Raw genomic sequence first — 13,126 nt, 5'->3', positions numbered from 1 at the left:
ATGGCCCGCCCGGCGCACGACCACGACAGCATCGCCGCCATCGCGCGGCTGCGCTTCGAGGACGGCCTGTCACAAGGCGAGATCGCGCGCCGGCTCGGCGTGTCGGAGGCGACGGTGAGCCGCGCCATCAAGCGCGCCTTCGCCGCCGGCATCCTGGAAATCCGGGTGACGCCGGCCGGCTGGCGGGACGCTGCCCGCGAGGCCGCGCTCTGCCGGACGCTGGGGCTGGACCGCGCCGTGGTGGTCTCCCCGCCCCGGAGCGGCCAGACGGCGGACCTTGCCAGAGCGACCGCCAGCGCGCTGGAGACGATGGTCGCCCCTGGCGACGTGATTGGCGTGTCAGACGGTGCCGCGGTGGCAGCGGTTGCTGCCGCCGCGCGGCGCGTTGCTGTGCGGGGCATTGAGGTGGTGCCGCTGATCGGCGGTATCGGCGCGCCCCGGCTTGCCACCCATTCGGGCGAAGTCAGCCGCGTTCTGGCCGCAGGCCTTGGCGCCAGAAGCTGGCAGCTCCCCGTGCCCGCCATTGTCGACAGTGCAGACATAGCCCGGCTGCTCGCGGCATCCGCCGCGCTGGCGGAACCCCATGCGCTGATCGCGCGCGCCAGCATCGCGCTGTTCGGCATCGGCGCCATGGACCCCTCCGCCTCCATCCTGCGCCACGGCATGATCGGTGCGGAGGCGGTCAACGCGCTGGCACGAGACGGTGCCGCGGGCTCCATCTGCGGCCGCTTCTTCAATGCGCACGGCGTTGCCCTCACCGGCGAGACCGACGGGCGCACCATGGCGATCAGTCTCGAGGCGCTAACCGCAATCCCCGTGCGGCTTGCGGTGGCGGCCGGCGATGCCAAGGTGGACGCCATTCATGCAGCAGCGCGCGGCGGGCTCATCACCGCGCTGGCAACCGACGCCGCCACCGCCGACGCGCTCGCCTAAAGCAGGCCCGCCGCGCGCGGCAGCCAGAGGCTGAGTTCCGGCACGAAGGTGATCACCATCAACAGTGCCACCAGCACCGCCACGAACAGCCAGATCTCGCGGATCATCTCCGCCACCGGGATCCCGTTCAGCGCCTTGATGATGAACAGCAAGATGCCATAGGGCGGCGTGATGAGGCCGATCATCATGTTGAAGACGATGACGATGCCGAAATGGTGCAGGTCGATCCCCGCAGCAGCCGCCGCCGGAATGAACAGCGGCGTGATCACCAGCATGATGGTCGATACGTCGAGAAAGCAGCCGAGGATCAGGTACAACACGTTGATCATGATGAAGAATTCGACCCAGCCCAGCTCGAACTGGTCGAAGAACAGGAACACCGCCTGCGGCACCCGCTCCACCGCAACCACGTAGTTGAAGATGAACGCACCGCACAGGACGATGGCGACCACAGCCGTGGTGCGCACACTCGACACGACGACGCCCCAGAACTGAACAAGGCTCAGCGTGCGGTAGGCAAACATGGCCAGCAGCAGCGCATAGAACGCCGACACGGCCGCCGCCTCGGTCGGCGTGAATGCACCCGAATAGATGCCGCCCAGAAGAATGACCGGCATCAGAAGCGGCGGGATGGCGCGCAGGACGATCCGCGGCAAGGCGCGCAGCGGCACGCCCACCTCCACCGGAAACCCGCGGCGCCTGGCAATCACCATCACCACAAGCGACAGCACCACCACAATGAGGATCGCCGGCGTGATCCCGCCCATGAAAAGCGCCCCCACCGAGGTGGAGGAGATGAGAGCGTAAAACACCATGGGAATGGATGGCGGGAAGATCGGGCCGACCACCGAGGACGTGGCGGTGATCGCGCCGGCAAAACCGCGCGGATAGCGGTTGTCTTCGATCATCATGTTGGTCAGCACCTTGCCGACGCCCGCAACATCGGACACGGCGCTGCCGCTCATGCCCGAGAAGATGAGGCTCGTCAGGATGTTGACCTGCGCAAGGCCGCCCGGAAGCCGCCCCACCAGCGCCAGCGAGAATTTCAGGAGCCGGTCGGTGATCTGCCCCGCATTCATGATGTTGGCGGCAAAGATGAACAGCGGAACGGCCAGCGCGACGAAGTTGCCGAACACCCCGTTCAGCACCTGCTCGGAGGCAAGGCCCACGTCGCGGCCGGAGATCAGCAGGTAGAAGATGCTCGACACGATCATGGCAATGCCCATGGGCATTCCGGAAACCGTCGTCCCGATCAGGATGACGATCATGGCAGGCAGGGCGATGGACGCCAGCATGTTAGGAACTCCGGCCTAGATTTGTTCGCGCCAGTTGGGCCGCAACAGCCCGTAGAAGCGGAACCCCGCCTGCACCACGAACCCGGCGACGAACAACAGGTAGCAGCCGTACACCCACGTCATCCGGACCCGGATCACCGGCGACTTCTTGCGCAGGAGAAAGTCCAGATAGTCGAGCGTGTAGGGAATGAGGATGACGAACGCCACGAAGATCAGCGCCATGGACACCAGCGCGAAGATCCTGCGCACCCGTTCGGGCACCACGTCGTAGACGACATCGAAGGTGACGTGCTCGCGGATCGGCACCATGAAGGCCGCAGCCCAGAACACGGCCCAGATGAAGGCGATCATCGTCGCCTCCTCGGTCCACGCCAGCGGCGAATTGAGGACGTAGCGGTAAAAGATCTGGACGATGAAGCCCGCGAACGTGGCGAGGAAAAGAAGGACGCCGACAGCGTCGGCGCCCCTTTTCAACCACAGCAATGCATTGCGCATCATGCCGCCCGGACCAGGGTTCAGTCAGCCAGCGCGTTGATGCGCTCGACCCAGCCTTCCGGCCATTCCTTGGCCCGGTCGGAGGTGAGGTAGACCTCTTGCACGTGGCTGCGGAAGGCGTCGACGTCAGGCTTCGTCACCGTGAGGCCCTCGGACTCGAAGAATGCCACCAGACGCTCTTCCTCGGCGTAGCGGTTCTCGTTGTTCCAGGCGCAGGCGGCCTTGGCAGCTTCCGTCACGTTCTGGCGCTGGGTTTCGTCAAGCTCGTCCCAGGTCTGGTTGTTGATGGCCATGGGCAGACCGTCGACCAGATGGTCCGTGAGCACGATCTGCTCGGTCACTTCGTAGAACTTGGCGGCTTCCACGGTGGGGAGCGGGTTGTCCTGCGCGTCGATCGTGCCGGTCTGAAGGCCGAGATAGACTTCGGAGAACGGCAGCGGCGTCGGGTTGGCGCCGAGCGCCTTGCCCAGGAACAGCCACGCCTCGTTGCCCGGCATCCGCAGCTTCACGCCGGCAAGGTCTTCCGGCGTCGAAACGTCCATTTTCTTGCGCAGGTTCAGTTCGCGGGTGCCGAGATAGCACACGTCGAGGAGCTGGATGCCCATCTCGTCCGACACCTTGGCCTTGAACTCGGCTCCAAGGTCCGAATCCATCACCTTGCGGTAGTGGTCCGCATCCTGGAACAGGTAGCCGGCGGTGAACAGGCCGAATTCGGGGATCGAATCGGCAATGAGCTGGAACGACACATAGGCCATTTCGGCATTGCCGCGCTGGAGCGCATCAAGGTCGCCGTTCTGGCCGAAGAGCGAGCCCGAATCGTAGAGCTGAATGTCGAATGTGTCCGGCTCAAGCTCGTTCAGCTTGTCGGCAAACACCTTCATTGCACGGGTGTGCAGATCGGTCGGCACGGAAACGGTGGTGAACTTCACCTCGATCGGGTCCGCCGCCAGCGCCGGGCCCATAGACGCGGCGGCCATGACGGCGCCGGACAGCGCGATAGCCGCGCCACGCATCATTGTCGTCATTGTCTTTCTTCTCCCTTTGAACTCGGGCGTTACCGCCGCTCTCGTTGTCTCAGCGCAACGCCGGCCGCAAGGCCTGCGCAATTTGCTTGCCGGAAGGTTGCAACATCAGAGCACTGATGTAAATGTTGATTTTGTCGTTAATCAGATGACTGATTGTATCAGTCACCAAACATTGGAGAACAGCTTGGCGAACAGCGACCTGCGCGGCATCGTCACGGCGGCAGCGACGCCGGTGGATGCGTCCTTCGAGGTGGATGTCCCGCGCCTGGCACAGCATTGCGCGCGGCTGCTGGAGGAAGGGTGCACCTTCGTCTCCACGTTCGGCTCCACCGGCGAGGGCGCGTCCCTTTCCACCGCGCAGAAGATTGCGGCAATGGCGGTGCTGAAGGCCGAAGGCGCCGACCTCGGGCGCCACATCCCCGCAATCATGACGCCAAGCGTGGACGAAGCGGCGGGCATGGCAAAAGCGGCGGCCGTCCTCGGCTGCCGCGCCATTTTGGTCCTGCCGCCGTTCTATTATGGCGCGGGAGACGCCGGCATAGTCGCCTTTGTCGACGAGATGCTGAAGCGCGCCGGGCGGCCGGACATCGACCTTCTCCTCTACAACATCCCCCAGCTGAGCCGGTTCGCCTACACCCCGGCTCTGGTGGACGCGATGCAGGCCGCCTTCGGCGAACAGGTTGTCGGCCTGAAGGATTCCACCGGCGACGTTGCCAACGGCGTGATGCTGGCCGAACGCTACCCCAACCTCTCGATCTTCACCGGCGACGACCGTGTGCTGACGCCACTTCTGGCCGCGGGCGGCGCGGGGATGATCGGCGGGATGCCCAACCTCTTCGCCGCCGACCTTTGCGCCATTTACGATGCCAACGGCAACGACACGGCCGCCCCGCTGGTGGAAAAGCAGGCGGCACGCATAGCCGCCGTCGATAATTTCGGCGGGATCGGCGCGCTGAAAGCCGGTCTTGCAGCACGCGACGGGCACCCCGGCTGGTGCCGCGCGGTGCCGCCGCTTCAGCCCATCGGCGCCAACGCCGCCAAGCAGCTGTTCGAGGCCTTCGGCCGGACCGGCGCATTTTTGACTGAGAATGTCTGACAGGGCGTGGTTTGTATGAAGCTGAGATCCGGGAGCCTGCACTGATGGCCGCCGCCGGTCCCGGAGCGAGGCGAGGAGCCGACAGCGTGTCTTCGGTCAAGAATGCAGCATACGAGCGCTTCCAGCAGGCCCTTCTCGAGGGCAAGCTGCGGCCCGGACAGCTCCTGTCGCAGAAGGATCTCGTTTCGCTTCTGGCGCTTTCGATCGGCGCCCTGCGCGAGCTTCTGCCCCGCCTTCAGGCGGAGGGTCTCCTCACGGTGATGCCCCAGCGCGGCATCCAGATCACCGTGATCGACCTGCCGATGATCCGCGATGCGTTCCAGATGCGCATCGCCCTTGAGCGTGAAGCCGTGATCAGCGCGCTGAAAACGCTCCCCGACGCGGTCCTTCTGGAGCAGCGCGAACGCCACATCGCGGTGGTCGAGCGGGTGCGCACTGCCCCCACCGAAGCCGACCTCGACGCCGGGCAGAGCCTCGACACAGAGTTTCACGACCTTCTCATCGGGTCCACCGGCAACGAGGTTCTGATTGGATCCTACAACGTCAACTCCAGCCGCATCCGGCTGATCAAGCTCGACCGGATCAAGCTCAGCGCAACCACCCTGCCCTCCGCCTTCGCCGACCACCTTGCCGTGATCGACGCGCTCCTGGCACGGGACCGCGAGCGGTCGATCGCGGCCATCGAGGCGCACATCCGCAATGCGCGCGAGCGTGCGATCGATCTTTAGGACCAGCGCGCCGATGTTTCGTCTCTTGCCAACCCACCTCACCTGCGAGCGGTTGGCCGCCCCGCGCGGTCTTGCGACCGCCACGCCCCGTTTCAGCTGGGCGCTCCAGGGCGACGCGGCGCGCCAGAGCGCCTACCAGATTGTCGTCGGCGCCGATGGGAACCACGTGAGCGACGGGCGTGGCAGCCACTGGGCACCCGACCCGGTCTCGTCGCAAAACCAGCACTTCATCGCATATGGCGGCCAGACGCTGGGTTCCGACGAGGTGCTGTACTGGAGCGTGCGCGTCTGGGATGAAACCGGCGCCATCTCGCCCTGGGCCGAACCGCGGGAGATTCTCACCGGCCTTCGCGACACGGATTGGCAGGCACGCTGGATCGCCCGTTACTTCGTCCTGCCCGCCGGGCGCGAAATTCCGGCCGACACGCCGTACGACAACCCCTTCCAGGCCCGCCCGGCGGACCACATGCGCTGCGACTTCACGGTAAAGCCCGGCCTTGCCCGCGCAACGCTCTACATCAGCGCGCTCGGCCTTTACGAAGCCTCGATCAACGGGCGGCGCGTTGGCGACGAGGTGATGGCGCCCGGCTGGACCGACTATCACCAGCGCGCCATCTATCAGGCGCACGATGTGACCGGCCACCTGACGGAAGGCGCCAACACGCTGGGCGCACTTCTGGGCGAAGGCTGGTATTGCGGCCGGGTCGGCCACAACCAGCGCCGCGCCGGCAACCACTATGGCGGCCGCCCCGCCCTCATCGCGCAGCTTCACCTCCACCACACGGACGGAAGCGTTGCCCGCATCGCGACCGGCCCCGAATGGACCACCCACCAGGGCCCCGTCGCCTACAGCGATTTCCTGATGGGCGAGCACTATGACGCCCGGCTCGAAATGGATGGATGGGACGCGCCGGGGTTCGATGACACCGGCTGGCAACCGGTGGAGGTCTTCGACCCGGACCCGCAACCGCCCCGGCTCGTCCCCGCCAAAAGCCCGCCCGTGCGCGAAACCGTGCGCTTCACGCCGAAGCTGGTGGGCAAGGCCCGCTCCGGCGCGCTGATCTACGATGTGGGGCAGAACATTGCTGGCTATGTCGCGCTGGACGTGACGGCGGCGCGGGGGGACAGCTTCACCCTGCGCCACGGCGAAATGCTGGATGCGGACGGCGAGCTTTACGTCGCCAATCTGCGCTTTGCGCAGGCGACCGACCATTTTACGGCACGCGGCGCCGGGCCGGAGCGCTTCAAGCCGCGCTTCACCTTCCACGGCTTCCGCTTTGTGGCGCTGACGCTGCCGGACGGGATTGCGGCGGATACAGTTTCCCTCACCGCCATCGCCATCCATTCCGATCTCGACATCACCGGCAGCTTCACCAGCGGCAACGCCATGGTGAACCAGCTTGCCGAAAACATCCTGTGGAGCCAGCGCGGCAACTTCCTGTCGGTGCCGACCGACTGCCCCCAGCGCGACGAGCGCTATGGCTGGAGCGCGGATGCGCAGGTGTTCTGGCGCACCGCCGGCTTCAACATGGATGTGAGCGCCTTCTTCGGCAAATGGTTCGACGATATTGCGGATGCGCAGCTGCCCGACGGCGCGTTCACCGACGTTGCCCCGTCCAAACCGCTGAACCCCTACCGCATCACCGCCCAACCCGGCGCGCCCGGCTGGGGGGACGGCCCGGTGCTGATGGTCTGGCAGCATTATCTGCGCTACGGCGATGCGCGCCTCATGGCCGAAGCCTACCCCGCCCTCTGCCGCTGGCTCGACCACATCGACAGCGCCAATCCGGACCGGATCCGCAAAAACGCCGTCTACAACAACTATGGCGACTGGCTGAATGTCGGTCCGCCGTCAGACCGTACGATGGTCGCCACGGCGTACTTTGCCCACACGGCGGACACCATGGCGCAGGTCGCGCACGCGCTCGGCCGCCCGGCCGACACCGCCGCCTTCGAGGCACTGGCGGGCGAGATCCGCACCGCCTTCAACGCCGCATTCGTGGACCCTGATGGCCGCATCACCGGCGATACGCAGACAGCCTATCTGCTTGCCCTCGATTTCGCACTTCTGCCCGAAACGCTGCGGCCCCGCGCCAGAGACCATCTCATCGAGGCGCTCGACCGGGCAGACGGGCACCTGCAAACCGGGTTTCTGGGGGTGCGCCATCTTTGCCCGGTCCTCGCCGACCATGGCGCGGCGGACTACGCCTACCGCCTTCTCCTCAATGAAACCTACCCCGGCTGGGGCTTTTCGGTGCGCCAGGGCGCCACCACAATCTGGGAGCGGTGGGACGGGTGGACGCCGGAAAACGGCTTCCAGAGCGCCAACATGAACTCCTTCAACCACTACGCCTACGGCAGCGTCGGCGAGTGGCTGTTTGCGCGCGTTGCCGGGATCGACTGGGACGAAACGAACCCCGGATTCGCCGCCGTTCGGCTTTGCCCCCTGTTCGATGCGCGGCTTGGCTTCGTCCGCGCATCCTACCGCGCGCCCACCGGCCTATTTTCTAGCGAATGGGAGATGACCGGGCGCAGCGTCCGCTGGCAGATCGCGCTGCCGCCCAACACCAGCGGCACCATCGAACTCAGCGCAGGCGACCGGCTCGTCAGCCTCGACGGCGCCCCCCTGCCCCAGACCAGAAACCAACAAGACCCGGAGCGGCACACCGTCGTCGCCGGGCCCCATACGCTCATCATCGAGCGCACCCAAGGAGCGACCCCATGACGACCCCGACAACGCAGCCGACACTGCACATGGTCGGCAATGCACACCTCGACCCTGTATGGCTCTGGCGCTGGCAGGAAGGCGTTGCCGAAGCGATCGGCACCTGCTGGGCGGCCATCGACCGGCTGGAAGAAGGCGACGGCTTCGTCTTCTCCAAGGGCGAGGCGCAGGTCTACGCCTGGATCGAGGAGCTGGACCCGGACCTGTTTGCAAAGATCGCGCACTATGTGGCGAGCGGACGCTGGCGCGTGGTCAACGGCTGGTGGATCCAGCCGGACTGCAACGTGCCGTCCGGCGAATCGGTGATCCGGCAGGCGCTCTATGGCAAGCGCTACTTCAAGAGCCGCTTCGGCATCGACGTGCCCACCGGCTACAACGTCGACAGTTTCGGCCATCCGGGCACGTTCCCGATGCTGCTGCAGCACACCGGCTCCACCAGCTACACCTATTCGCGCCCCGCAAAGCACGAGATGACGCTGCCGCAGGAGCTGTTCACCTGGCGCTCGCCGGACGGCTCGGAGGTGACGGCATTCCGCATCCAGGGCGCCTACAACACATCCAAGCGCGAAATGCCGCTCCCCCAGAAAACCGACCTCTCCCTTGAGTGGATGGCTGAATGGGGCCATTCGATCATGGTGTTCTACGGTGTGGGCAACCACGGCGGCGCGCCCACCATCGAGAACATCAACGAGATTGACCGCCGCATCGAAGCTGGCGAAAACCTCAAATATTCCGACCCGGAACGCTTCTTCAACGAGGTGCCGCGGGACGGGCTGCCGGTGATCGACCACGGCCTTCAGTTCCACGCCATCGGCTGCTACGCCGCCGCCTCCAGCCTGAAGACCGGCAACCGCAAGGCCGAAGCGCTGCTGGAACAGGCGGAAGCCGCCGCAACCCTTGCCCACCGCGAAGCCGGCACGCCCTACCCGCGCGAGAAGTTCGAGGAGCTTTGGCGCACGCTTCTCTTCAACCAGTTCCATGACACGCTGGGCGGCACCAGCATCGAGAGCGCGTGCATCGATTCAGAGCGCGAGCTGGCGATGGTGGCCGCCGGCGCGGAAATCATCCTCAACGCCTCGGTCCGCCACCTCGGCCGCCTCATCGGCAAGCCCGTCGATCCCACCGACGCCACGTTTTTCGTGATGAACTTCAACGGTCAGGACGCTGGCGGCCTGCTGGAAGCCGAACCCTGGGTCGACAAGGACGTGATCTCGAAGCGCGTGGTAATGGACGAAGAGGGCAACCTGATCCCCTTCCAGTACACCGACCCCGCGGGCAAGACGACGGGGCTCCAGCGGATCGTCTTCCCCGCCAGCGTGCCGGCCTACGGCTACCGCACATGGCGCTTTGTGGTCGACGAGCGCGGCACATCTGCGCCGCCGATCAGCTTCGGCGCGTCCACCGACCTTCGCACCTTCGAGACCGGCGGCTACCGCCTGACCCTCGACGCGGAAACCGGCGCCATCGGCAGCCTCACCAGCAAGCGGGAAGGGATCGAGCTTTTCACCGGCCCCGGACACCTTGCGACCATTGTGGAAGACCCGACCGACACCTGGGGCCACGGGCCGAGCAGCCTGCCCTTCGACGGAACGGACATGCGCCTTGCCGCCGTCACGCTGATCGAGACCGGGCCGGTGCGCACGGTCATCAAGGTCGTGGCCGAAGGCGGCGCTTCGGTGATGACCACCAAGATCGTCCTTCCCGAAGATGCCAGCCATCCGGTGGAACTGCGCGTTCACCTCAACTGGCGTGAGGAGCGTTGCCTTCTGCGGCTCGCCTACCCGCTTGGGATGGAGACGTTCGAATTCGAGATCCCCGGCGGGTGGGATGCGCATCCAACCGATGGCAGCGAGGTGCCCGGCCAGCGTTTCATGCGGGCGACCGGCGGCGGGCACGAGATTGCCGTCCTGAACGACGCGAAATATTCCTACGCGGTCAAGGACGGGACGCTGTTCATGACGGCGGTGCGCGCGCCTGTTTTTGCCCACCACGATCCCAACAAGATCGTCGACGGCAGCCACTACCGCTACATGGACCAGGGCGAACAGGCCTTCACGATAAATCTCTTCGCCGCGCCGAAAGTGAGCCGGAAAGAGGCCTTTGCGCTGGCCGAAACGCTGAACAAGCCGCTGGTCACCACGCCCCACGTGAGCCGCGGCGGCACTCGCGCTCACACCGGGCAGTGGCTTGCGGTGGAGGCCGACCACAGCGCCATCACCGCCCTGAAGGTTGCCGAGGAAGGCAACGGCACGATCGTCCGCGCCGTGGAGCTCGACGGCACGGATGACACGCTGCGCGTTGCCGGGCGTACCGTGCCTCTGCGGCCGCGCGGCATCACCACCGCCCGCCTCACCGATGCGGCCCTCACCCCATGCAGCGGCCTCGAAGACTGAGGCTGGCCACCCGCCGCCGGACAACAACGCGCCGCCCCGAAAAGGGCGGCGCTTTTCATTCGCGCGGCAGTTCAGCCACCCCGGCCTACCGCCTGCACGGTGGCGCCTGTAGGCTGGTCCTCCCTGAAGATGCACGCCAGAGCCGGACCAATCATGCGCGTTTTCCTCCCCCACACGCCGGACATGCTGGCCAACTACTATGGTCCGCGCGCTCTGGCGGCGCTTCGCGAGATTGCGGACGTTGCGATCAACGACACCGGCGGCATCTTGCGCGGCGCCGCACTGGCGGAGGCCGCCGCCGGTTGCAGCATAATCGTCGCCGACCGGATGACGCCCGGCGAGGCAGAAACGTTTGCAAACGCGCCGGACCTTGCTGCCTTCCTGCGCTGCGCCGTGGACGTCTCCACCATCGACATTGATGCAGCAAGCCGCCACGGCGTTCTGGTGACACGCGCCACGCCGGGGTTCGGCGTATCGGTTGCCGAAATGGGGCTCGGCTACATGATCGACCTGGCGCGCGGCATTTCCCGCAGCGTCTGCGATTTTCGCAGCGGCCGCGTGCCGGAAGGGCGAATGGGGCGCCAGCTGCGCGGCTCCACCGTCGGCATTGTCGGCTATGGCGAGATCGGACAGCATCTTGCCGCCATTGCCGCGCCGCTTGGACTGCGCGTTCTGGTCAACGACCCGCACCGGAGCGCGGACCTGCCGGGGTGCGAGAACGTTTCGTTCGGCACGCTTCTGGCGGAGGCGGACTTTGTGGTCTGCCTGGCGGTGTCGATCCCCCAGACGCGCAACCTGATGGACGGCGCTGCCTTTGCGCAGATGCAGCCCCACGCCTTCTTCATCAACCTGGCGCGGGGCGAACTGGTGGACGAGGCGGCGTTGCTGGCAGCGCTGGAGGCTGGCGAGATTGCCGGCGCTGCCATGGATGTGGGCCGCGCGGCAGACCAGCAGCCGAACCCGGCGCTCGCCCGCCGTGCCGACGTGATCGCCACGCCCCACATGGCGGGCCTGACGCCCAGCGCGGTTGAGCATCAGGCCATGGAAACGGTGGCGCAGGTGCGCGCCCTCAGCCGCGGCCAACTGCCCGAGCGCCCGCTCAACCTCGGCGCCGCCACCCGGCTTTCCCGGCTTGGCATCACCCCGCCGGGCTGATCGCTCCTAAAGCGCCGCGTTGAGGATCGCCACAAAGTCGGCCTTCTCGATGGGCCGCGCGTTGGTGGCGGTGGAATGATCGAGCACCGCATTGTCGGCAACCCCGTCGAACACATCCGCCGGGACGCCCATTTCGGTAAGATTGGACGGCATGCCAAGGTCTCGGTTGAGGGCTTCGATGGTGGCCGGCAGGTCGGCTGGCCGAGCAGCGCCCAGAATGCCGGCGAGCGCCACATATTTGGCGGCGGCCGCGTCGCTCGCCCCTTCGGCGTTGAAGGCGAGCACCGCCGGCAGCAGCACCGCATTCAGCGTCCCGTGGTGGAGCCGCAGATGCTTGAGAGCGCCAAGCGGGTGCGACAGGGAGTGGACCGCCCCCAGCCCTTTCTGGAAGGTCATCCCGCCCTGAAGGGCGCCCATCATCATTTCGGTGCGCGCGTCCATGTCGCTTCCGTTGCGCGTCGCCTCGCGGATATTGCGCGCAACACGGTGCAGACCGTCAAGCGCGATGGCCTCCGCGGGTGGGTTGTAGCGGGGGCTGAGGTAGGTCTCGATGCAGTGGGTCAACGCATCCATGCCGGTGGCGGCGGTCAGCATCGGGGGCAGGCCTACGGTCAGTTCGGGGTCGCAGATCGCGACGTCGGGGATCATGTAGGGCGAGATGAAGCCCAGCTTGCGACCGTCTTCGAGGGTGAGGAGCGCGGCGCGGCCCACCTCGCTGCCGGTGCCGGCCGTCGTCGGGATCGCCACCACCGGCGGCTTGTCCTTGCGGATACGTCCAAGGCCCCCGAGGATGACGGCATAGTCGGCCAGCGCGCCATCGTGCGTCGCCATCAGCGAAACGGCCTTGGCAAGGTCCAGCGGCGAGCCGCCGCCAAGACCCACGATCCCGTCGCAATCGTGCGCGCGGTAAAGGTCGAGCGCCTCATGGACGGCGGCCTCGGTCGGGTTTTCCGGCGTGCCGTCATAGACGGGGGTGTCGGCGCTGAGCCCGCCCGCCTTCAGCACCTCCGCAACCAGCCCGGCGGCCACAATGCCCTTGTCGGCCACAATCAGCGGCGCCTTGCAGCCGAGCGCGTCCAGCTCGTCCTTCAGCAGGGCCCGGGCCCCCGCCTCGAACTGGATCTTGGTGAGATAGGTGATCAACGCCATCTTGGCTTTCCTCGGATTGTTCTTGTCGGCTCCGGCGCGCACGCACCGCCGCAACCGATAGCCCGTGTCGCGCATCATGTCTCTGCCCGGACCCGGCCCGCTTGCCTCTCAGTCCGCCTTTGCGCCCCGGCG

10 protein-coding genes are annotated in these 13,126 nt (G+C 66.4%); 6 read left to right on the top strand and 4 right to left on the bottom strand.

The window, feature by feature from the left end; all coding sequences use genetic code 11:
- Positions 1-933: a sugar-binding domain-containing protein gene (locus RDV64_RS15305; protein WP_309195786.1), complete on the top strand. Its 933-nt coding sequence runs from the start codon at positions 1-3 to the stop codon at positions 931-933.
- Here the strand turns inward: RDV64_RS15305 and RDV64_RS15300 are convergent.
- Genes RDV64_RS15300 through RDV64_RS15290 form a run of 3 tightly spaced genes read right to left on the bottom strand, consistent with a single transcriptional unit; the run spans position 930 to position 3,748 of the window.
- On the bottom strand, positions 930-2,228 hold the full coding sequence (locus tag RDV64_RS15300) for a TRAP transporter large permease (protein WP_309195785.1): 1,299 nt from the start codon (positions 2,226-2,228) through the stop codon (positions 930-932). The genes RDV64_RS15305 and RDV64_RS15300 overlap by 4 nt on opposite strands.
- A 15-nt stretch (positions 2,229-2,243) precedes the next feature.
- Positions 2,244-2,726, bottom strand: a complete 483-nt coding sequence (locus tag RDV64_RS15295; protein ID WP_309195784.1) for a TRAP transporter small permease — start codon at positions 2,724-2,726, stop codon at positions 2,244-2,246.
- A 17-nt stretch (positions 2,727-2,743) separates the two neighbouring features.
- Positions 2,744-3,748, bottom strand: a complete 1,005-nt coding sequence (locus tag RDV64_RS15290; protein WP_309195783.1) for a sialic acid TRAP transporter substrate-binding protein SiaP — start codon at positions 3,746-3,748, stop codon at positions 2,744-2,746.
- 184 nt (positions 3,749-3,932) lie between these two features.
- On the opposite strand from RDV64_RS15290, the gene RDV64_RS15285 reads away from it, so the two are divergent.
- From RDV64_RS15285 to RDV64_RS15265, 5 genes are all read left to right on the top strand, one after another.
- Positions 3,933-4,844, top strand: coding sequence for a dihydrodipicolinate synthase family protein (locus RDV64_RS15285; RefSeq protein WP_309195782.1), 912 nt, complete (start codon positions 3,933-3,935; stop codon positions 4,842-4,844).
- 86 nt (positions 4,845-4,930) lie between these two features.
- Positions 4,931-5,572: a GntR family transcriptional regulator gene (locus RDV64_RS15280; RefSeq protein WP_309195781.1), complete on the top strand. Its 642-nt coding sequence runs from the start codon at positions 4,931-4,933 to the stop codon at positions 5,570-5,572.
- 13 nt (positions 5,573-5,585) lie between these two features.
- A complete protein-coding gene (locus RDV64_RS15275) occupies positions 5,586-8,297 on the top strand; it encodes a family 78 glycoside hydrolase catalytic domain (protein WP_309195780.1) in 2,712 nt (903 codons plus the stop codon).
- The gene (locus RDV64_RS15270) at positions 8,294-10,690 is read left to right on the top strand and encodes a glycoside hydrolase family 38 C-terminal domain-containing protein (protein ID WP_309195779.1); all 2,397 of its coding nucleotides are present in this window, start codon (positions 8,294-8,296) and stop codon (positions 10,688-10,690) included. Before RDV64_RS15275 ends, RDV64_RS15270 begins: the two co-directional genes overlap by 4 nt.
- Before the next feature lie 153 nt (positions 10,691-10,843).
- A complete protein-coding gene (locus RDV64_RS15265; protein ID WP_309195778.1) occupies positions 10,844-11,845 on the top strand; it encodes an NAD(P)-dependent oxidoreductase in 1,002 nt (333 codons plus the stop codon).
- A 6-nt stretch (positions 11,846-11,851) separates the two neighbouring features.
- Here RDV64_RS15265 and RDV64_RS15260 read toward each other — a convergent pair whose 3' ends face one another.
- A complete protein-coding gene (locus RDV64_RS15260; protein ID WP_309195777.1) occupies positions 11,852-12,994 on the bottom strand; it encodes an iron-containing alcohol dehydrogenase in 1,143 nt (380 codons plus the stop codon).
- Between the last annotated feature and the right edge of the window lie 132 nt (positions 12,995-13,126).

It is taken from the genome of Acuticoccus sp. MNP-M23 (assembly GCF_031195445.1).
Lineage (GTDB): Bacteria > Pseudomonadota > Alphaproteobacteria > Rhizobiales > Amorphaceae > Acuticoccus.
Note: the sequence above shows the minus strand (reverse complement) of the source record. Positions and strands in the feature narration are given on the sequence as shown.

Bases quoted from the DNA above. Each gene is read 5' to 3' on its own strand.
- RDV64_RS15265 (WP_309195778.1), top strand. From the start codon at position 10,844: ATGCGCGTTTTCCTCCCCCACACGCCGGACATGCTGGCCAACTACTAT.
- RDV64_RS15305 (WP_309195786.1), top strand. From the start codon at position 1: ATGGCCCGCCCGGCGCACGACCACGACAGCATCGCCGCCATCGCGCGG.
- RDV64_RS15295 (WP_309195784.1), bottom strand. From the start codon at position 2,726: ATGATGCGCAATGCATTGCTGTGGTTGAAAAGGGGCGCCGACGCTGTC.
- RDV64_RS15260 (WP_309195777.1), bottom strand. From the start codon at position 12,994: ATGGCGTTGATCACCTATCTCACCAAGATCCAGTTCGAGGCGGGGGCC.
- RDV64_RS15270 (WP_309195779.1), top strand. From the start codon at position 8,294: ATGACGACCCCGACAACGCAGCCGACACTGCACATGGTCGGCAATGCA.
- RDV64_RS15300 (WP_309195785.1), bottom strand. From the start codon at position 2,228: ATGCTGGCGTCCATCGCCCTGCCTGCCATGATCGTCATCCTGATCGGG.
- RDV64_RS15275 (WP_309195780.1), top strand. From the start codon at position 5,586: ATGTTTCGTCTCTTGCCAACCCACCTCACCTGCGAGCGGTTGGCCGCC.
- RDV64_RS15290 (WP_309195783.1), bottom strand. From the start codon at position 3,748: ATGACGACAATGATGCGTGGCGCGGCTATCGCGCTGTCCGGCGCCGTC.